General features: G+C 34.1%; 17 protein-coding genes. 4 read left to right on the top strand and 13 right to left on the bottom strand.

The window, feature by feature from the left end; all coding sequences use genetic code 11:
* The first annotated feature begins 144 nt into the window (after positions 1–144).
* Positions 145–2,412 carry a M1 family metallopeptidase gene (locus tag ACM55K_RS16285; protein WP_416851329.1) on the top strand — a complete coding sequence of 756 codons (2,268 nt, stop codon included), beginning with the start codon at positions 145–147 and terminating at the stop codon, positions 2,410–2,412.
* Positions 2,413–2,493: 81 nt separating this feature from the next.
* Here ACM55K_RS16285 and ACM55K_RS16280 read toward each other — a convergent pair whose 3' ends face one another.
* A complete protein-coding gene (locus tag ACM55K_RS16280; protein ID WP_416851328.1) occupies positions 2,494–3,534 on the bottom strand; it encodes an agmatine deiminase family protein in 1,041 nt (346 codons plus the stop codon).
* A gap of 185 nt (positions 3,535–3,719) precedes the next feature.
* Between ACM55K_RS16280 and ACM55K_RS16275 the strand changes: the two genes are divergently transcribed.
* Positions 3,720–5,243, top strand: a complete 1,524-nt coding sequence (locus ACM55K_RS16275; RefSeq protein ID WP_416851327.1) for a choice-of-anchor I family protein — start codon at positions 3,720–3,722, stop codon at positions 5,241–5,243.
* A gap of 78 nt (positions 5,244–5,321) precedes the next feature.
* Here ACM55K_RS16275 and ACM55K_RS16270 read toward each other — a convergent pair whose 3' ends face one another.
* The 4 genes from ACM55K_RS16270 to ACM55K_RS16255 form a co-directional block, all read right to left on the bottom strand.
* Positions 5,322–6,209 (bottom strand): carbon-nitrogen hydrolase, encoded by an 888-nt coding sequence (locus ACM55K_RS16270; RefSeq protein WP_416851326.1) that lies wholly within the window; start codon positions 6,207–6,209, stop codon positions 5,322–5,324.
* 175 nt (positions 6,210–6,384) lie between these two features.
* Positions 6,385–8,073: a glycoside hydrolase family 28 protein gene (locus tag ACM55K_RS16265; protein WP_416851325.1), complete on the bottom strand. Its 1,689-nt coding sequence runs from the start codon at positions 8,071–8,073 to the stop codon at positions 6,385–6,387.
* Between the two features lie 536 nt (positions 8,074–8,609).
* Positions 8,610–8,903: a type II toxin-antitoxin system RelE/ParE family toxin gene (locus ACM55K_RS16260; protein WP_416851324.1), complete on the bottom strand. Its 294-nt coding sequence runs from the start codon at positions 8,901–8,903 to the stop codon at positions 8,610–8,612.
* The gene (locus ACM55K_RS16255; protein ID WP_416851323.1) at positions 8,903–9,148 is read right to left on the bottom strand and encodes a hypothetical protein; all 246 of its coding nucleotides are present in this window, start codon (positions 9,146–9,148) and stop codon (positions 8,903–8,905) included. The genes ACM55K_RS16260 and ACM55K_RS16255 overlap by 1 nt, the downstream gene beginning before the upstream one ends.
* Positions 9,149–9,602: 454 nt before the next feature.
* On the opposite strand from ACM55K_RS16255, the gene ACM55K_RS16250 reads away from it, so the two are divergent.
* The gene (locus ACM55K_RS16250; protein WP_416851322.1) at positions 9,603–9,884 is read left to right on the top strand and encodes a hypothetical protein; all 282 of its coding nucleotides are present in this window, start codon (positions 9,603–9,605) and stop codon (positions 9,882–9,884) included.
* 71 nt (positions 9,885–9,955) lie between these two features.
* Here ACM55K_RS16250 and ACM55K_RS16245 read toward each other — a convergent pair whose 3' ends face one another.
* The 4 genes from ACM55K_RS16245 to ACM55K_RS16230 all read right to left on the bottom strand — a co-directional run bounded on the left by ACM55K_RS16245 (position 9,956) and on the right by ACM55K_RS16230 (position 13,093).
* Positions 9,956–10,366, bottom strand: a complete 411-nt coding sequence (locus ACM55K_RS16245; protein WP_416851321.1) for a putative quinol monooxygenase — start codon at positions 10,364–10,366, stop codon at positions 9,956–9,958.
* Between the two features lie 122 nt (positions 10,367–10,488).
* Positions 10,489–10,809 carry a hypothetical protein gene (locus ACM55K_RS16240; RefSeq protein ID WP_416851320.1) on the bottom strand — a complete coding sequence of 107 codons (321 nt, stop codon included), beginning with the start codon at positions 10,807–10,809 and terminating at the stop codon, positions 10,489–10,491.
* Positions 10,810–10,955: 146 nt separating this feature from the next.
* The gene (locus ACM55K_RS16235) at positions 10,956–11,762 is read right to left on the bottom strand and encodes a hypothetical protein (protein ID WP_416851319.1); all 807 of its coding nucleotides are present in this window, start codon (positions 11,760–11,762) and stop codon (positions 10,956–10,958) included.
* Between the two features lie 461 nt (positions 11,763–12,223).
* Positions 12,224–13,093, bottom strand: a complete 870-nt coding sequence (locus tag ACM55K_RS16230) for a DUF808 domain-containing protein (RefSeq protein WP_416851318.1) — start codon at positions 13,091–13,093, stop codon at positions 12,224–12,226.
* Positions 13,094–13,293: 200 nt separating this feature from the next.
* Between ACM55K_RS16230 and ACM55K_RS16225 the strand changes: the two genes are divergently transcribed.
* Complete coding sequence (locus tag ACM55K_RS16225) at positions 13,294–13,761, top strand: OsmC family protein (RefSeq protein WP_416851317.1); 468 nt, start codon at positions 13,294–13,296, stop codon at positions 13,759–13,761.
* Between the two features lie 34 nt (positions 13,762–13,795).
* On the opposite strand, the gene ACM55K_RS16220 is transcribed toward ACM55K_RS16225, so the two are convergent.
* The 4 genes from ACM55K_RS16220 to clpB form a co-directional block, all read right to left on the bottom strand.
* The gene (locus tag ACM55K_RS16220) at positions 13,796–14,443 is read right to left on the bottom strand and encodes an HAD family hydrolase (protein ID WP_416851316.1); all 648 of its coding nucleotides are present in this window, start codon (positions 14,441–14,443) and stop codon (positions 13,796–13,798) included.
* A gap of 116 nt (positions 14,444–14,559) precedes the next feature.
* Entirely contained in the window at positions 14,560–15,159 is a 600-nt protein-coding gene (locus tag ACM55K_RS16215) for a nitroreductase family protein (RefSeq protein WP_416851315.1), read from the bottom strand.
* 845 nt (positions 15,160–16,004) lie between these two features.
* A complete protein-coding gene (locus ACM55K_RS16210; protein WP_416851314.1) occupies positions 16,005–16,988 on the bottom strand; it encodes a hypothetical protein in 984 nt (327 codons plus the stop codon).
* A gap of 554 nt (positions 16,989–17,542) precedes the next feature.
* Positions 17,543–20,146: an ATP-dependent chaperone ClpB gene (clpB, locus tag ACM55K_RS16205; RefSeq protein ID WP_416851313.1), complete on the bottom strand. Its 2,604-nt coding sequence runs from the start codon at positions 20,144–20,146 to the stop codon at positions 17,543–17,545.
* Positions 20,147–20,262: the final 116 nt, after the last annotated feature.

Below are 20,262 nucleotides of genomic sequence, written 5' to 3'. Positions count from 1 at the left end.
TTTAGATGGTAAATATATTTTATAATTTTTGATAATAATTGGGATTGACATTAATTTTATTTTCTTCAAAATTTAGCCAAATTTCTTAAAATTAGTTTAAAATTCTCTTTTTTTTCATTTATTTGTGATATAAATAAAATGAAAATGAAAAAAAGCCGCTTCAGAGTCCTATTAAATTTGACTTTATTAGTGGGAGTTTCGTCTATTTGGGCACAACAAACTCCTACAAATGCAACAATTAACGAAGGTTCAAAGTATGATTACCATGATGCTTTTGCCCCGTTTTTTTATACTAAAAACGGAACAACTACCCGTTCAGCAAGTGGTCAGCCAGGATCAGAATACTGGCAAAACAGAGCGGATTACCAATTGACGGCACGGCTGAATGATCAAAACAATGAAATTACCGGATCAGGAATTATAACCTACACAAACAATAGTCCGGACAAAATGAATTTTGTTTGGATGAATCTGGATCAAAATTTATTTAAATCAGATTCAAGAGGAAACGCAGTTGTTCCCATTACAGGAAGCCGAAATGGTGCCCAGGGTCAAATTTTTGACGGAGGTCATAAAATCAAATCGGTTAAAGTAATTGCGACTAGTAATGGAAAGACAATTGAATCTGTTGCTAAATATATAATTTCTGATACCAGAATGCAGGTTTTTATTCCTCAGGGATTGAATGCTAAGGGTGGAATTGTAAAAATTAAAATTGATTTTTCTTTTATAGCTCCTAACGAAGGTTCAGATAGAATGGGAGTATTGGAGACTAAAAACGGTAAAATATTTACCATAGCACAATGGTATCCTAGAATGTGTGTGTATGATGATGTACGTGGATGGAATACGAATCCTTATTTAGGAGCTTCGGAGTTTTATTTAGAATATGGCGATTTAGATGTAAATATTACTGCTCCCTCGAATCATATTGTAGTTTGTTCCGGCGAATTACTAAATCCTACAGCAGTATATTCTGTTGAGCAACAAAAGCGTTTGGCGCAAGCTTCAAAAAGTGATAAAACGGTACTAATTCGTTCTGCTGATGAAGTTACCGCTGCAGCAAATAGTACTGCTCCCAAAACGGAAAAGACTTGGCATTATAAAATTAAAAATGCACGTGATCTTTCTTGGGCTTCCTCTGCAGCTTTCATTTTAGATGGTGCAAAAATTAACTTAGCAAGTGGTAAAAAATCATTGGCGCTTTCAGCATATCCTATAGAAAGTGCAGGAAATGATGCTTGGGGACGTTCCACAGAATATACGAAAGCTTCGATAGAAAATTATTCTAAAAGATGGTTAGAATATCCTTATCCAGTAGCTACAAATGTGGCTGGAAATGAAGGTGGAATGGAATATCCAGGAATTGTTTTTTGTGGATGGGAATCAAAAGGTGAGGATTTATGGGGAGTTACAGATCATGAATTTGGTCACAATTGGTTCCCAATGGTTGTAGGTTCAAACGAACGCTTGTTTGCCTGGATGGATGAAGGATTCAATACCTTTATTAATTCACTAAGTTCTGTTGATTTTAATAATGGGGAATACAAAGAGAAAGTAACTGATTTACACGACAGGGCAGAAACGTTTACTAATCCAAATTTAGAAACGATTATGAGTTCACCAGATAATATGAAAGAAGCTAATATTGGCCTTTTATGTTATTTTAAACCTAGTTCGGGATTAGTGATTTTGCGTGAGCAAGTTTTAGGTCCGGAGCGTTTTGATTTGGCTTTTCGCACGTATGTAGAACGTTGGGCATTTAAACATCCAACTCCCGATGATTTCTTTAGAACTATTGAAAATGTTGCAGGAGAAGATTTAAGTTGGTTTTGGAGAGGTTGGTTTCAATACAACTGGCGTTTAGACCAGGGAATTAACTCGATTAAATATATAAAAAATGATCCTAAACAAGGCGTTATAATTTCAATTGAAAACTTCGAAAAAATGGCAATGCCTGTAATTTTAGATATAAAAACTAAAAGCGGAAACGTAACTCGAGTTAAATTACCTGTAGAAGTTTGGCAAAAAAATGTTGAATGGTCATTCAAGCATAATTCTACCGAGGAAATTGAAAGCATTACAATCGACCCTGATCACGTACTTCCTGATAGTAATGACAGCAATAACATTTGGACTTCTGCCAATGGAATGGTTGATGTTGACATTGTATTAGATGAATATTTAGGGACTTATTCTAATAAAAATTCACCAATTAAAATTGTGTTTTCAGAAAAGAACAGTATTTTAAATGTTGCAATAACGGATTATCCAAAGTTTACTGTTGAACGTATTGCAAAAGATACTTTTGAGTCTAAACAAGCAGGAATTACATTTAAATTCAATGAAACTAAAATAGGATTAGACATGATTTTGACTAATGGGCAGAAAATACCTTTTACTAAAGAGTAATTTATATTTATTGAGTCGAGTCACAAAAAAAACACCAGCATAATGTTGGTGTTTTTTTATGCAAAAGAAAAACTTGAATTTTTATTCAGGAATTTGTTGACTCAAACAATGTAATGTTCCAAAACCCCAAATAAAATCAGTAGCACTAATTCCGATGATTTCTCTATCAGGAAAACATTCTGAAAGTATGTTTAACGCTTTTCTATCATTGCTGTCGTTAAAAGTAGGAACCAAAACACAATTATTCAAAATCAGGAAATTAGCATAACTGGCAGGCAATCGCAAGCCATCAAATTCCAAGCGTTTTGGCATTGGTAAAATCACAATTACAGGTGATTTTCCATTTTCCAGTTTGGCATTTTGCAAGCGTTTTAAATTGTCTTGTAATGGTTTGTAATTGTTGTCTTTTGGATCTGTTTCTACAATGGTCACAATAGTATCTTCGTTTACAAATCGGCATAAATCATCAATGTGCCCGTGAGTATCGTCACCTTCAATTCCGTCGCCTAACCAAATCACATTTGTAATTCCAAGATATTCCTTGAAAACAGCTTCGTAATCTGCTTTGGTAAAATTTGGATTCCGAACCTGAATATCCGGATGCATCAAGCATTCTTCTGAAGTCAGTAAAGTACCGCGTCCATTTGAATCGATTGCGCCTCCTTCAACAATTACCGGTTTTCCTTTGTACATTACCGAAGTAACAGGAATATTTAGAAATTCGCCTACTTTCGCAGGAACGAATTTGTCTAATTGAATGTTTTTATATTTTGCCCAACCATTAAAATTGAAGTTCAAAGCTTCTCTTTCGGCACCGTTTTTAACGATTATTGGACCCGAATCACGCATCCAACTTCTATTGGTTTTATGAATGATGTACGAAACATTTGTTAGGGCAACATGTGCTGTTTCCAGCATTGCATTGACTTTTTCTTTTTGGTTTTCATCGGCAACAACTAAAAAGACTTGCTCGAAAGTGGTCACTTTTTTTATAAATTCTACAAAAGCCCATTTTACAGCTTCATATTTCCCAGGCCAATCTTTTCCATTGTGTGGAAAACATAGTAAAATACCTTGTTGTTTTTCCCACTCAGCAGGAAATCTTCTATTGTTTGTCGTCATACAGCGTTTCTAATTTTACAGCGTACAAATATAAACATTCAGGAGGATTTTGAAATAGTTGACAAAGATCATTTTTTGAGTACTACATAATTTACAGGAATAGTTTTGGTAATGATTATATAATATTGAGTTAATTCTTGTCGAGTTACAGCTAGGTATTTTTGAAAAAAAATAAAAATACAGTTATGAAAAAATATGGTATTACAATACTGGCGGCAATTATGGTATTGTCAAGTTGCGAAAATGACTCGAATAAGGAATCTTCTGAGTTGGTTGTAAATGAAAATGCAGCCAGTTTCAAAGAAATTGGTTCGATAACTATTGGTGGTGCCGGAGCTGCTGAAATAAGTGCTTATGATGAAGTTTCTAAAAAATTATTTACGGTTAACAACAGTAATACGAATAGAATAGATGTTATTGATTTATCTAATCCATCCAGTCCGGTTTTTATAGCAAGTATCGATTTAACGCCATTTAATGGAGCTTCAAATAGCGTTACAACGTATAATGGTAAATTAGCAGTTGCATTAGAAGCGAAACCTAATAAGCAAGATGCCGGAAAAGTGGTCGTTTTTGATACGGCTAATTACAGTGTGATAAAAGAAATTACGGTTGGTGCTTTGCCAGATATGATTACGTTTTCTCCTGATGGGAATTACATCATGACTGCTAATGAAGGAGAGCCAAATGACACCTATTCTATAGATCCGGATGGATCCGTTTCTATTATTGCGGTGAATAATAATTATGCGGTGACAACGTTAACTTTCGAAAATTTTAGCAGTCAATTGAGTACGCTGAAAACAAAAGGATTCAGAATTGCAAGTCCAACCAATAATTTCACCTCCGATATTGAACCGGAATACATAACCATTTCTTCTGATTCTAAAACGGCTTGGGTTACCTTACAGGAAAACAACGGAGTGGCTAAAATTGATTTGACTACCAAAAAAATTACGAATATTTTTCCATTAGGTTATAAAGAGTACAATCTTGCCGAAAATGCAATTGATATCAGCGATAAAGACGGTGGTGTTTTTATGAATATGTGGAAATTGAAAGGAATGTTTCAACCGGATGCTATCACTAATTTTGAAATCAATAAAATTCCTTATTTTGTTACTGCAAATGAAGGAGATGCCAGAGAATATTCTGCTTTTGTGGATGTAAAAAGAATCAGCAGTTCTTCGGTTGTTCTTGATCCAATAGCGTTTCCTAATGCTGCTGCTTTAAAAGCAGAAACAAGTATGGGAAGGTTGAATATCAATACCAAAATGGGTGATACGGACGGCGATGGTGATTTTGACGAATTAGTTTCTTTTGGAGCTCGCTCTTTTTCTATTTGGAATGGAAATACTGGAGAAATGGTATTCGACAGTAAAAATGAATTAGATAAGAAAGCACAAGAATTTGGTGTGTATGATGATACTAGAAGTGATGATAAATCAGTAGAACCAGAATCAGTTGTGGTCACTAAAATGGGAGATAAAACGATTCTTTTTGTTGGATTGGAAAGAGTGGATGCCGTTATGGTGTATGATGTTTCGAATCCAGCCGCTCCAAAATATTTACAGACTTTTAAAACAGGTGATGCTCCAGAAGGGTTGCTTTTTATTCCAGCTTCGAAAAGTCCTACCAAAAGAAGTTTAGTGGTGGTGAGTAGTGAAGGGGATGGAACCGTTAAAATATTCCAACCGGATTTGAATTAGGTATAGAAGTTTATTTTAAATAAAAATCCCTGCTTAGAATTATTTCTCAGCAGGGATTTTCTATTATAGAAAGATTATTTAGTCAATCGCTCTTTTTGTAATATCACCAAAAGCGTCTATTCTTCTGTCTCTAAAGAAAGGCCAGTTCTGACGTACGTTTTCTTGTAAGTCTAAATCTACTTCGGCAATCAGGATTTCTTCTTTGTCGTGTGAGGCTTGCGCCAAAATTTCGCCTTGTGGCCCCGCTATAAACGAAGATCCCCAAAACTGAATTCCCGCTGTATCAGGTAAATATTGTTCTAAACCAATTCTGTTTGCTGCTGCAACATACACGCCATTTGCAACTGCGTGACCTTTCATTACACTCATCCAAGCACCATGTTGATTTACACCATATTCATCTTTTTCTGCTGGATGCCATCCAATTGCTGTTGGGTAAAATAATACTTCAGCACCTTGTAAAGCGGTTAAACGAGCTGCTTCGGGATACCATTGATCCCAACAAATTAGTGTTCCTATTTTTCCTTTTTGAGTCGGAATAGTTTTAAAACCTAAATCACCAGGCGTAAAATAGAATTTTTCATAAAAATGAGGATCATCCGGAATGTGCATTTTGCGATACAATCCTGCTTCTGATCCGTCAGTATCAATAATGTAGGCGCTATTATGGTAAATTCCTGCCATTCTTTTTTCGAAGAAAGGAACAATAATCACTACGCCTAACTCTTTTGCCAAAGCACTGAAAGCAATAAACGAAGTGCTGTATAATGGTTCTGCCAAAGCAAAATTATCTACATCTTCGCTTTGACAAAAATAATGACTGCTGTATAATTCCGGCAACGAAATAACTTCGGCACCAAGGTTAGCGGCATCACGAACCCAACTGATACATTTTTTCAAGTTGTTTTCGGCAATATCATTAAGATTCAATTGAATGACTGCTATTTTGTATTTCTTATTTGGCATGACTAAAATTTTAGACTGCAAAAATAGTGAATTTTATAAAGAGTAGAAAATAGGGGTAATGTGTTTTTTGTTTTAAATACTCTCTGGCTATATCGTATTGGATTTTAAGAACTACTCCGAAGTCATTAGAATTCGGAGTGTCTTATCCATGCGGTTACTAGAGAATTTTATTGGTTTATAATTTTACAGCTCCTTTAGGAACTGTTTCTCCAATACTAGTTGTTTTGGAATAATCCAACTTAGGCGAAGAAACTAATTCAATATTCTTGGAAGCCGCCCCATTAATTGTAACCGCCTTAGGTGATGTCGAATTAAATTCAATGTTTTTAAAGGACATGTTTTTACCATTATAAATGTCAAATATATTGCTTTCTTTTATGTCCAGTTTGATATTGTTAAGTTTGATTCCTTTGGCATCAATGATTGAAAAACCTTTATCTGCTTTTGCAGTCAAATTTGAAATTTCGATGTTTTCAAGGTTCATTTCAGGCAAGCCCTGTAAAAATACGGCTTGATACGCTCCTGCAATGGTTATGTTTTTGATAGAAATGTTTTTGAACTGTGGCGTTTTTTCATCAATAGGAACCATTTTGGTATTAATTTTATTTCCTCCTTCAGCCAAAGTTTCTGCAATGGATTTCCCTCCATAATAAAGGTCGAAAGAAATAGCCTGTGAAGGAATATCGGTCATGAAAATATCCGAGATAAAGATGTTTTCGACAACACCGCCACGTCCACGATTGCTTTTAAAACGCAATCCAACGTCAGTTCCCATAAAAGAACAATTCGATACGTGCATATTTTTTACTCCGCTAGACATTTCGCTACCTACAGTCACACCTCCGTGTCCATGATAAACGATATTATTTCTTACAATAATGTTTTCGCAAGGAACAGCACGATCACGACCATCTTTGTCTTTTCCTGATTTGATGCAAATGGCATCGTCGCCCACATCAAAACTTGAATTTTCAATGATCACATTTTTACACGATTCTACATCAAGACCATCCCCGTTTTGAGAAAACCAAGGATTACGAACGGATACATTACGAACAATTAAATCTTCCACCATTAACGGATGAATATTCCAAGCAGGAGAATTTTGAAATACAGGCCCGTCAAATAATACTCTTTTACTGTTTTGAATGCTTACCATAACCGGACGAAGAAAATCATGAATGGCTTCAAATTCTTCTTTTGTTTTTAAATCGAGGCGTACATTTTGGTCGGCACCTTTAGAAGCATTCATAAACGTTTCCGATGGATACCAGCTGTCTTTTTTTTCATTGAGTACTCCGCCCGAAGCAACAAATTTTTTCCATTGACTTTCGGTAAGTTTACTCTTTTTGACTTGTCTCCAAACCTCGCCTGAACCGTCCCAAACTCCTTTTCCCGTAAAAGCTACGTTTTCTAGGTTTTTTCCATAAATAGGGGAGATGCAACGCCAAGTATTTAATCCTTCAAAACTGGTTTCGATTAGTGGATATAAACTTTTATCAGTTGAAAATTTTATTAAGGCACCTGTTTCTGCATGCAATTCGATGTTGCTTTTCAAAATGATGGGACCAGTAAGCCAAATTCCGGGAGGGATAATCACTTTTCCACCTCCTTTTTTGGATACGGCAGCAATGGCATCGGCAAAAGCCTTGGTATTTAAAACAGTTCCACCATTTACAGCGCCAAAATCTTTTATGTTTACACTGTTGTTCGGAATTATGGGTTCTTTGACTTTAGCCATTTTGAATTCAATGTTTTTATACGTTTCATCGGACTTTGAATTTTGGGCTACACTATTTTTCGACCAGAGAGTTATTAAAACTGTCAAAGCGATGCAGAATAGGTTAATTGGTTTCGTTTTCATTCTTATTTAATTTGATTTAATTTTTTTTTAAAGTTCATAAAACCATTTGGCTCTATGTAAGTTTTATTCTTTATTTCCTGATTTTAACCTTTTTAAGCGAGGGAAAAACATTTAAAAGTATCGCAATTAATCGTGTAGCCGTTACCATCTATTTTAGTTGTTTTTTAAATCCCTAATAATTGCGTTTTACAGGTATTGATTTTAGTAGCAAGGGTAATAAAAAGGAGCCCATGTAAAACTAAAAAGAGAATAATGTAATCGATTACTCAAATGTATCTAATAAATGAGTATTTACAAATTAATTCCGATTAAAAATATATAGTATATTATTTTATGCTGTTCAATCGCAGTATTTGTAATGCATTGCAGATAGAAGTTGGGTGTTGGGTGAGTTTGTTAAGAAGCAGAAATATAGGTAATGTGTTTTTTAGATTTTAATAGTCCTGGGTATATTGGATTTTAAGCACTATTCTGAAGTCACTAAAATGCTGAGAGTAGATTTATTTCATAAAAAAAGAGTTTATTTCAACTCTTTTTTACTCCAACTGTTTATTTGGATTTTGTTTAGTGCAAAATATCCGTGCTATAAATACAACTCCTTTTTCATCTTCTTTGTAGAGTAATTTATAATCTCTTATAATGATTCTCCTAAATTCAGGTTCTATTTCATCTTGCTGATATTGTTCTATATAACGAAGTTCTCTGGTTATTTTTAGAATATCATCTTTTACATTTGTTGCTCCTTGTACTGATTTTTCCTTGTAGTAATCGAAGATAGTTTTTAGTTGTGTTTTGGCTGTATTTGTCCAGATAATTTTTAATTTATCCATTACCAATTCTCAGATTCTTTTTCCAAATCTTCCTGCGTACTATGTTCTCCTCGTTTTATTTCAGCTTTTGCTTCGACTAATTCTGATTTATATATCGCTCTAGTTATGGGCTTTCCGTCCACTGTAAAAGCTACTATTTCCTCATCTTGATAACTTTCTATAACAGCTTTTACGACTTTTAAAAGACGTTCATCAGCGGTATTTATAGATTCTAAAATACTGTCTCTTAGTTCTAAAGCTCCCATGATTACTTTGTTTTTTTAATCTTTCAAAGGTAGTTATTTTGATTTGTTTATTTTTTAGATTTTGGTAAAATAAACTTGGATACTATTTAGCGTTGTTAGAAATCGGAATTAATGGAAGTTTTTTATTACTGAAAAGCTCTTGTTTAGAATGTTTTAAATTAACCAATCGGAAGTCAAAAATTACCGAGAGTTTATTTGTTAGTAGTACTATCGTTGTCTTGCTATGTCCGTTCGTTCGAGTTGAAAATCCTCGCATTCGGGTTTTTTCATGAACTACTCCATAGTCGGGAGACTTCGTAGAGCGGGATTTTGAGCTGGAGAAAAAATTAATATAAAATTGGCATTAACAAAGTTAAGGAGGCTTTATTTTTGTATATGGTATTATAGCTAACGAAATGGGTAAGTTTTGTTTTGCCAGAATACTGTATTTTATAATTCATTAAATTTTACAATTATGACAGAAGAATTTCAAATCATAGATAAAGAAGACATAGCTCTTCTTAAATTTCCGACAACAGATGTTCTTGACGATATGGACGAAATAAAAACGAGAATAAGTGAGATCAATAGGGCTTTATCATTGGGTAATCTTGAGCATTCAAAAATTAAAATTTTCTTTGAAGATAACGAATCCAAAAAAATAGTAGATACTACGGTTTGGGGTGTTACTGACAAAAATGTTATGTTAAAGCAAGGTGTGATGATTCCAATTCACAGAATATATAAGTTGTTTTAGTGTAGTATTACTTATTTGGAGCGGTTCTTTTCACCATTAGCTGTATCGCTAAGAGTTGTTTTTTTTACGGATTATTTATCCATTTTATTTGCCGAGCCAATTAGGGTAACCTCTACAAGTTCCAGAGATTTAACCATCTCTTTAACAGTCTCCTTATATTTCTTAAAATGAGTTGTTTCTATGTGTGATTTGTATGCCGTTGTATCAGCATATATTTCAAGTATTGTGATGTGTGATGGTTCGGTTTTGTCCGCAACGGCGTAATAAGTTAGCACTCCAGGTTCAAGACGAACTGCAGTAGTCATTTGTTCTTTTAATGCAAGATTATACTTGTCCAATTGCAATGGATCAACTTTAATTTTTGCCAATCTAACCATTTGAATTTTTTCCTGAGCCATAGCATTTGTACCAAAGAAAAGTGTTAATATGAATAAAGTAACTACTGTGGTCAGAGATTTATTGGTTGGTTTAAAAATTTTCATATTTATTATGTTGAAGTTAAAATTATAATAGTCAGAGTCCTTTTGATATTTGTCAATAAATTATTTGCTTTTTTTGTTCACCAGCGGGACGCTTGCGATAGCGAGGAGATGTAGCAGTTACATTATTTTTTATTAATCTTACGTATCTTAAAAATATTATATTTCCCCCTTAACATATTTTCATTCTTTTCAATATTTTTTAATCTATCGTGATTTTGTTTTTCTTGCATATACATTCTTTTGTTCCAAATAGAAAAAAGTAAAATTATTACTGCTAGTATTAAAGTTCCATTTGCATCTAATACTCCATTTGTTAAATTACCTTTTTTTGTAAAAAACCAACCATGAGATTCAATATTACCAAGTTTCATAAATATTCCAACAATTAAGAGGAAAATTCCAATTATAGATGACAATACATATGTTACTTTTAAGATTTTCATTTCGTATTTTGTAAAAGGTAACGTTCCCACGCTTGTGGCTGTTGTGGAGTTTTGAAAACGAGTATTTTCGGTTAAACGAAAATACAATTAAAAAATAATAATTCCACTAAATTCCGCAATAGCCACAAACGTGTGTTAGCTGTTGTTTATATTTGGTGAAGCATCTTTATAAAACCATTTTTATCAATTGTCAGAGCAAATTTATCATCTTCAATCATTATTGGATTATTTGCATTTCGACGATAGTCCTTCATTAATTCTGGTTTTCCTAAATCTTTATTTACAGCATTTTCAATAAAATGTTCTTTGATATTTTCTTCATCTATTTTGATTATTGTTGTAATTAATGTCCAAATTTCAGAACTTTCATAATTAAAAAAAGTTCTTGTTTTAAATTGTCCATCACCAAACTTTGTTTCTTCAACGTGTTTTATAAAAATATGTACTAATCTTTCGTATGTTAAAACTATTGGAATAAAGTAATCCAAGATTGTCACATCAACAAATTGATTGGTTAAGTTTAGTAATTCTCTGTAATAGTCTGAATTTTTATAATTTATTTGATTTAATATTTTTCCCTTAATATTTATTCTGTCGATTTCATTTTTAATAATTTCTTTTCGTTTATCTACTAATATTCGCCTTTCGTTATTAAAAAATAATTTTTCTACTTCAGTAATTTCTTGATTATCTAATGTTTTTAGACGAATTAATTCGTATTTTATTTCACGTTTTATTTCACCGTCTTCTAAAATATAATTGACAATTTTTGGATGTAAATTTTCCAAACCTTCTCTTTTTATTTTTAATCCGCAATAACAATTAAAATCCATAATAGAAAAAGAATAACCGTGACTTATGGTTTTTTCACATCTCCATAAAAATAAATTCTCGGCTTCTAACGGAGTATATTCTGTATTTATTCTAATTAAGTTTGGCACTATTTTTTTCAAAAATTATATCTTTAGATTCTTGATTCTGCGGTTAAATAACAGTTAACTTGCATATAGTCGCTATAAAGTAGCGACTATACAACCTTAATTGGGTAGATTGTTGCTATTTTATAGCGGTATAGTAAACAAATATATTAAAATTTTCTTACAAATTATTGATCAATTTTTTATTCCAATATGATTATAACAGAGTCTAATTTTAACAAAGCACTTTTTTCGAAAACTTTATTCTGGAAAAAACTCGATGTCAAATAGCCCCGATGGGAGCAAGTATCCTTTTTTATAAATGTAACCCGATAGGGTTGCGTTTATAAAAAGATACTGCGGACAGCGGGACAACTCGTGATGAAAAATTAGAAATGTTCTGCTCCTAAAAAAAAAGCATAAAAAAACACCAGCCTTTCGACTGATGTTCTCCTAGTTTTTATTATTTATAAGACTAAAGTGTATTCAATTGCTGCTTACTTTTTGCCAATTATCTTTTTGAACAGGGTTACAATTCCCAAAACAATTCCACCGATTATAAGTCCGATTATAAATTCGGTTACGATGGAGGGCAATTGAGGTAATACATGATGTAAGAAATCGATATTATGTACAAATATGCCGCCTGCCACTAATATCAAGGCGATAGTACCTATGACGGATAAACTTTTGATGACCTTTGGCAGTGCTTGCACCAGAATATTACCTACCGTTTTTGTAAAACTGCGTTCTTTGGAACTCAGTTGAATCAGTTTTAAACCTGCTTCATCCATTCTTACAATTAGGGCTACAATCCCGTAAACACCCACGGTTGCTATTATTGCAATGATGGAAACAACCATAATCTGTGATAAAATAGGTTTTCCAATTACGGTGCCCAGCGCAATAATTACAATCTCTACTGATAGAATAAAATCGGTTACGATGGCTGATTTTATTTTTTCTTTTTCGAAAGCTAAAATTTGTTCTTCGGTCATCGGTTCCAACGAAATTTCGTGTTTTGTATGTTCGTGTGGAAAGAAGTATTCATATATTTTTTCGGCGCCTTCGTAGGCTAAATAAAGTCCACCAAGCACTAAGATTATGATAACAGCCACAGGTAAAAAAGCACTCAGCAGAAAGGCGATGGGTAAAATGATTACTTTATTAATGAAAGAACCTTTTGCAATTGCCCATAATACGGGAAGTTCTCTTGATGAAATAAATCCGGAAGCTTTTTCGGCATTTACGGCTAAATCATCGCCTAAAATACCAGCCGTTTTTTTGGCTGCAAATTTACTCATTACTGCAACATCATCCATAATTGCTGCGATATCATCTAAGAGTGCGAAAAAACCTGATGCCATTTTGATTGTTTTTTAAACTACGTTGATTTTGGTATTGATTACCCAAATTTAATTTGCGCGTTTTGATTGTTTATTGATGCGAAGCTACTACTTTTTGATTTACTCTATTTATAAAAAGGGTGAATTTTTAGTTAATATTCACCCAAAATATTTCTGTATTAGCAGTACTGTTTATATTTACTTTTGAAATAAAAATAATTATGGGATTCAAACATGTATTTATAGCCAAATTAGATTGGTTTTTTTCTAAAAAGGAAGTGGCGACGTATACTAAAAGTCATACCATAACAATTGACGGCAAAGCTGTTCTACATGTTTCAGCAGCTAAAGCTTTCAAAGGAGATCCTGCTTTGTACAATCCTGAAGACCTGTTATTGAGCAGTGTGGTTTCCTGTCACATGATGTCTTACTTATATGTTTGTAGTCAAAATGGGATTGACGTGGTTTCCTATACGGACGAAGCGGAAGCAAGTCTTGAAGTTTTGGCCGACGGTAGCGGCCGTTTTATTGCAATTAAACTGAATCCGAAAGTTTGTATCAGCAACAAAGAAAAAATCGATGAGGCACTTAGCTTGCATAAAAAAGCAAACCAACTCTGTTTTATCGCCAATTCGTGTAATTTTCCAATTGTACACTTTGCAACTTGTGAAATTGCTGCTACAAATTAAAGCGGTTACGCACTTTTACTTTTTTGGATACTAATTATAAAATAGCAATTAAATCTAAGGGTTGGTTTAATACATATTTTGCTCCATTTGCAATCAATTCGTCTTCTGGTCTATAGCCCCATGAAACCCCTACGGCACACATATTGGCATTCGTTGCCGTTTGCATATCAATACCGGAATCTCCTATGAAAATGATTTCTTCAGCTTTTAATCCAAAGTTTTTACTTATTTCCACTGTTTTAAACGGATTCGGTTTTTTTAGTGATTCTGTCGTCAAACCTACTATTGGATCAAAATAATCAGGAAATAGGGCTGCTGTAATTTCCTTTGTCAGGTCATCTGCTTTATTCGAAAATACGCTTAGTTTTATATTGCGTGATTTTAATTCGTCTAATAATTCGAAGATCCCATCATAGGCTTTTGTTTTACGCGTACAATTATCACGATATACTTCAACCATCAAATGGTAACAACGATCAATTTGTGTTTCATCATTATGTGTTGCCGGCAAGGCTTTACTTACCAAATTTCTAAGGCCACTACCAATGAAATATTGATAAGCATCATAACTGTGCGTAGGATAGTTGAGGCCTTGAAGGACACTATTCATAGCATCTGCAATGTCTTCCAGAGAATTCACCAATGTTCCGTCTAAATCAAAAATAATTCCTTTAAATTTCATTTTATATTTTTATAGGAATCGAAAAATTCGTTTCGATTCTTGTTTGGATATCATGCCCAAAGGTAGGGATGTTATTTTTTATCTAAAAATGTACAGCTGGTTTAGCCCGGTTTTGTTTAAATAGTTTCAATTACACTCTCTTGTAATCTCCTAGATTTTGGTGTAACTTCAATTCGGTTGAAATCATCTTCCGAACCGTAACCTACGGCCATTGCAAAGAGTGGTTTGTATGCTGTCATATTAAGAATGCCCCTATATTTATCCGATTCTATACCTTCCATTGCTGTCGAATCCAGACCTAATGAAACACTAGCCGTCAGACCAACTCCCAAGGCGATATAAACTTGTTTGGACAGCCATATTTTCAAATCGGCTTCAGGCATACTCGCTTTCATTTGATTGTACCAATCCCTTCTGGCTTGCGGTAATTCGGTGTCTACCACTTTTTGAAAAGCATCCAAATCATCCGCTACACTAAATACAACCAATAGTTGCGCTTGATTTATTTTTTCTTCATTATGCATGGAAACTGAAGCTAATTTTGCTTTAATTTCTGGATTTTGTACAAATGTAAATTTCCAAGGCTGAATGTTTATAGAGGAAGGAGTGAGGCGTAAAACCTCTTTCAAATCTTCAATTTTTTCTTGTGGTATAGCTTTGTCAGCGTTGTATTTCTTTGCAGTATATCTTTTTTTTATTAAATCTAAAATATTCATGGTTACATTTTTAAACGGTTGTAATAGGATTAATTATAACTGCAAAGTTAAGTTAATAATAAGGTTTATACAATGTGATTGAGGTAGTGGCGAACGGCAATTTGCAATGGTAGATTAAAGATTTTCTATGAAGGCTCTGCGAAGTCTCCCGACTTTGAATCTATTCCAATAGGCAACAAACACAAGCTGTAAAATATTCTACTAAAGCAGTAGCTGCATAAAGCAGTGGGTACGAAATCTGGAGACTTCGTACAGACTTTGTTGAGCTGGGCTTCGGGGCTAATAATTAAAAATACCTTAGTGGCTGCATTGACCTAGCAATACCCAAAGAATAATAAAAACGATGATAGTACCAAAACATCCGCCTCCTAATTTTTTTGCACCGTAACCTGCTAAAAGTCCTCTAAATAAGTTATTCATAATACATGTTTTAAGTTACAATTTGTTTTTTGTTCATTAGAATTTCATTCTGTCAAAGTTCGGGATTTAATAGGTGTTTTATTTATATAAGAAATATAAAAAGTTTCAAAATTCGCATTTTTTATAAGCCAGTTCTTGCTTGTGGGCATAGAAAGAATTTCATTGCTATGGGATGTTCAGTAACTACCAATGACGTTTTTTAACATTCCAACAATCTACAAATTTGTCATGCTGACGAAGGAAGCATCTCCACGAGACACGTGAGATATCGAACTGGAGAAGTGAATTTTTGTCTTTTTTTTTATTTTGTTTGTGTGTACGAGCGAGATGCTCTTACTAGCGGTAACTTTGCACAGCAATTACGTTTTTAAGGAACACTTCGAGGAGTATATCAGTGTAGTTGGATTTATTTGCTAAAATAAGACTTACGGTTCTTTATCACTGAATGATATTGGTGTTTTTCTATCCTGTTTTACTTTCCTATTATGATTTGTTGCGGGAATCCATTTTGGTGAATTTAGGATAGCTTTTATTATAATTTGATCAAGATTATCATCAAATGGTACACTTAAATATACGTTCTCTGTTTTGCCTTCTTCATTGATGGTGAAATTTGCTACAACAGATACTTTGTTGGTATTAATTAATTTAAAACCTTCTGGAAAGTAAGACATTATGTTGTCTATAATATTTCTAGCCCATTTTTTTTCTTCACCTGGGAATGTTGCTGGTGTATCTTTGATATCAGTACTGTTTTGAAGTACGCCCTTTTCATCAAAAATTTTCACATCTATTAATTTTAAATCCTGATAGGTTTCAATGGCACTAATTTTTCCGTTTTTGTGAAAATACTTCCATTTTCCAGTTTTCTTTTGCCCTGCAGCAAAAGTTCCGTAGGAGGAAGGGATTCCATTGTCAAACCAACTTACTTTTGCACCACTTTTTTCTACAGAAGAGTAAAGAGAATCATGTTGAAAACCATTAGGATACCAAGACAATCTTATACCAATTGGATTTCCATTGCTATAGAAAACGGAGTCCTTCATCTTTCCATTATAATAAAGATTGAACCAAGTACCTTCTCTTTTATTATCGACATAAATCCCTTTAGATTCTATTTTTCCATTAGAATATAGACTAATAAACTCCCCATTTTTTATTTTACAAATAGAGTCTTTACAATTTAAAGAATACAATAACTTTTGTTGTTTTATGAAATAATTTTTTCTCAAATAACCAGAATCAACTTTTTGTGTTGTAGCATAATATTGTGCTTCATTTGCATTGCATTCTTCCCATTTAAAATTATAGAATTTTTCTGTTTTTTGTGCATTTATAGATATTGAAAGAAAAAATACAGCTAGGGACACATGCCATTTTTTAAAAATAAGGTTCTTAGTTTCTATCATTTTTAGTTTATAGTGGTTTTAGTTTAGTAAATCGGTAGAAATATCTCGTCCTAAAATAAAGTTTAATTAGACTTAATTCTAAAATAGATTTAAAATTATTCCAATATAAATTTTTTAGGTTATTGTTTTTACGTTCCTCAAGATATATTTGTTAACTCGTTTATACCAGCCATAAAGTGACTCCAATTCACCCATTTTTGGTCGGCTTTGTGCCAAAATTAGCCTTTTAAAGTTTTGCTAAGATATAAATAATATACTACAATTATTACATTACCTTCTTCATTTGGAAATGGTTGATAAAAGATTTAAATGGTTACCAACGCAGTTTGTTTATCTAAATTTTGTTCTAAAAAAAGTTTGTTATCACTTAGCCCCGATGGAAGCAAGTATCCTTTTTTATAAATGTAACCCGATAGGGTTGCGTTTAAAAAAAGATATTGCGGACAGCGGGACAACTCGTCATGAAAAATTAGAAATGTTCTGCTCCTAAAAAAAGACATAAAAAAACACCAGCCTTTCGACTGATGTTTTTCATTACTTTTAAATTATTCCGATTAAGAAACTAACTCGGTTTGATTTCTAAAAACTAATTTTCCGTCAAACGCATCTATCAAAACAATGCTGTCGGTAGTTATTTTTCCGGATAGAATTTCTTTGGATAATTCATTGAGCACGTCTCTTTGAATCACTCTTTTCACGGGTCTGGCTCCAAATTGCGGATCATATCCTTTCTCAGATAAATAGGCAATAGCTTCTGGAGTGGCATCCATCTTGATGCCTTGTTGCGCCAGCATTTTGGTTACATTTTTCAGTTGTAAGCCTACAATTTGAGCAATATTTTCATTAGTCAATGGCGTGAACATCACAATTTCGTCAATACGATTGATGAATTCAGGACGCACCGTTTGTTTCAATAATCCTAGTACTTCTACTTTGGCGAGTTCGGTTGCCGCTTCGACGCTTCCTTTTAGATTTTCGAATTTCTCCTGAATAATTTGGCTTCCCATATTAGAAGTCATGATGATGATCGTGTTTTTGAAATCGGCAAGACGTCCTTTATTATCTGTCAAACGTCCTTCATCCAAGACTTGTAGCAAGATGTTGAACGTATCGGGATGCGCTTTTTCAATCTCATCCAATAAGATTACGGAATAGGGTTTTCTACGAACAGCTTCGGTCAATTGTCCGCCTTCATCATAACCCACATATCCCGGAGGCGCACCCACCAAACGGCTTACGCTGTGGCGTTCTTGGTATTCGCTCATATCAATACGCGTCATTGCATTTTCATCGTCAAACAGGTATTCGGCCAAGGCTTTCGCCAATTCGGTTTTACCAACTCCCGTAGTTCCAAGGAAAAGAAAGGTTCCCACCGGTTTTTTCATATCCTGTAATCCGGCACGGCTTCTGCGCACGGCATCACTTACCGCTTGAATGGCTTCTTCCTGTCCTACGACTCTGTTATGCAATTCATCTTCCAGTTTCAGTAGTTTTTCTCTTTCACCCTGAAGCATTTTCATCACCGGAATTCCAGTCCATTTGGCCACGACTTCGGCAATGTCTTCGCGGGTAACTTCTTCTTTTATCAACGAAGTTCCGGATTGGTTTTCTTGTAATTCCTTGAGTAAAATGGCTAAACGTTCTTGCGCCTCTTTGATTTTACCGTAACGAATTTCGGCTACTTTTCCATAATCACCGTCACGTTCGGCACGTTCGGCTTCGTATTTAAAATCTTCAATTTCCGTTTTTACTGTTTGAATGTTATCGACTACATCTTTCTCAGATTTCCATTTGGCGTAGATTTCATTGCGATCTTCTTTGAGATTAGCCAAATCCATACCTAAAACTTTAAGTTTACTTTCGTCTTTTTCTCGTTTAATGGCTTCAATTTCAATTTCCAACTGCATGATTTTTCGATCCAAAACATCCAGTTCTTCGGGTTTCGAATTGATTTCCATACGCAGTTTTGAAGCAGCTTCATCCATTAAATCAATGGCTTTATCCGGAAGAAAACGGTTCGTAATATACCGTTGCGATAATTCGACAGCCGCAATAATAGCATCGTCTTTGATTTGGACTTTATGGTGTGTTTCGTATTTTTCCTTGATGCCACGCAAAATCGAAATGGCACTTTCGGTATCCGGTTCTTCGACCATTATTTTTTGGAAACGTCTTTCGAGTGCTTTGTCTTTTTCAAAATATTTTTGATATTCGTCTAAAGTAGTTGCACCAATAGCGCGCAGTTCTCCACGAGCCAACGCCGGTTTCAGAATATTAGCCGCATCCATAGCGCCTTCGCCACCGCCGGCTCCTACGAGTGTATGGATTTCGTCAATGAATAAAACAATATCACCTTCGGCAGAAGTAACTTCTTTCACCACGGATTTTAATCGTTCTTCAAATTCTCCTTTGTATTTGGCGCCAGCAATCAAAGCTCCCATATCAAGGGAATACACGATTTTATCTTTCAGATTGTCTGGAACATCTCCATCTACAATTCGGTGTGCTAATCCTTCGGCAATGGCGGTTTTTCCTACTCCAGGTTCTCCCACGAGCATTGGGTTATTTTTAGTTCTACGGGTCAGAATTTGCAACACTCTGCGAATTTCTTCGTCACGGCCAATTACTGGATCGAGTTTACCGTTACGAGCCAATTCGTTGAGGTTTTTGGCGTATTTATTTAAAGAATTATAGGTTTCCTCAGCAGATGCCGAAGTCACTCGTTCTCCTTTTCGTAATTCGTCGATTGCTGCTTTTAGTCCTTTTTCGGTAACGCCTTGGTCTTTTAGGATTTGGGCAACTTTACTTTTGGAACCAAATATGGCTAAAATTAAATGCTCCACAGAAACGAATTCATCATTCATTTTTTTGGCAATGATCTCGGCTTCGTTTAGCGTTGAATTTGCTGTTCTGGAAAGCATAATTTCGCCGCCGGATACTTTAGGGAAGCTTTGTATAGTGCTGTCTATTATTTGTTCCAATAAACTCACATTTACATTCAGTTTCTTCAATATAAAAGGCGCCACATTTTCATCGACTTCAAAAATAGCTTTGAAAATATGTTCGTTTTCTATTTGTTGTTGCCCGTGACTTTGCGCCAATTGTTGGGAAAGCTGAATGGCTTCCTGAGATTTGATAGTAAATTTATTTATGTTCATGATGGTTATTGTTTTGTTGTTATTTGACTAACTTTGCCAATTATATTCAATATATATTCCAATACAATAATACAGACAAATTGACGGAAATTTCATGATTTTTATCATACTTTAAA

This window comes from Flavobacterium arabinosi, from assembly GCF_048158725.1.
Taxonomy (GTDB): Bacteria; Bacteroidota; Bacteroidia; order Flavobacteriales; family Flavobacteriaceae; genus Flavobacterium; species Flavobacterium arabinosi.
This window is presented reverse-complemented; position numbering and strand designations above follow the sequence as displayed.

Excerpts from the sequence above, each read along its gene's own strand:
- ACM55K_RS16285 (WP_416851329.1), top strand. The coding sequence starts at position 145 with ATGAAAAAAAGCCGCTTCAGAGTCCTATTAAATTTGACTTTATTAGTG.
- ACM55K_RS16280 (WP_416851328.1), bottom strand. The coding sequence starts at position 3,534 with ATGACGACAAACAATAGAAGATTTCCTGCTGAGTGGGAAAAACAACAA.
- ACM55K_RS16275 (WP_416851327.1), top strand. The coding sequence starts at position 3,720 with ATGAAAAAATATGGTATTACAATACTGGCGGCAATTATGGTATTGTCA.
- ACM55K_RS16270 (WP_416851326.1), bottom strand. The coding sequence starts at position 6,209 with ATGCCAAATAAGAAATACAAAATAGCAGTCATTCAATTGAATCTTAAT.
- ACM55K_RS16265 (WP_416851325.1), bottom strand. The coding sequence starts at position 8,073 with ATGAAAACGAAACCAATTAACCTATTCTGCATCGCTTTGACAGTTTTA.
- ACM55K_RS16260 (WP_416851324.1), bottom strand. The coding sequence starts at position 8,903 with ATGGATAAATTAAAAATTATCTGGACAAATACAGCCAAAACACAACTA.
- ACM55K_RS16255 (WP_416851323.1), bottom strand. The coding sequence starts at position 9,148 with ATGGGAGCTTTAGAACTAAGAGACAGTATTTTAGAATCTATAAATACC.
- ACM55K_RS16250 (WP_416851322.1), top strand. The coding sequence starts at position 9,603 with ATGACAGAAGAATTTCAAATCATAGATAAAGAAGACATAGCTCTTCTT.
- ACM55K_RS16245 (WP_416851321.1), bottom strand. The coding sequence starts at position 10,366 with ATGAAAATTTTTAAACCAACCAATAAATCTCTGACCACAGTAGTTACT.
- ACM55K_RS16240 (WP_416851320.1), bottom strand. The coding sequence starts at position 10,809 with ATGAAAATCTTAAAAGTAACATATGTATTGTCATCTATAATTGGAATT.
- ACM55K_RS16230 (WP_416851318.1), bottom strand. The coding sequence starts at position 13,093 with ATGGCATCAGGTTTTTTCGCACTCTTAGATGATATCGCAGCAATTATG.
- ACM55K_RS16225 (WP_416851317.1), top strand. The coding sequence starts at position 13,294 with ATGGGATTCAAACATGTATTTATAGCCAAATTAGATTGGTTTTTTTCT.
- ACM55K_RS16220 (WP_416851316.1), bottom strand. The coding sequence starts at position 14,443 with ATGAAATTTAAAGGAATTATTTTTGATTTAGACGGAACATTGGTGAAT.
- ACM55K_RS16215 (WP_416851315.1), bottom strand. The coding sequence starts at position 15,159 with ATGAATATTTTAGATTTAATAAAAAAAAGATATACTGCAAAGAAATAC.
- ACM55K_RS16210 (WP_416851314.1), bottom strand. The coding sequence starts at position 16,988 with ATGATAGAAACTAAGAACCTTATTTTTAAAAAATGGCATGTGTCCCTA.
- clpB (WP_416851313.1), bottom strand. The coding sequence starts at position 20,146 with ATGAACATAAATAAATTTACTATCAAATCTCAGGAAGCCATTCAGCTT.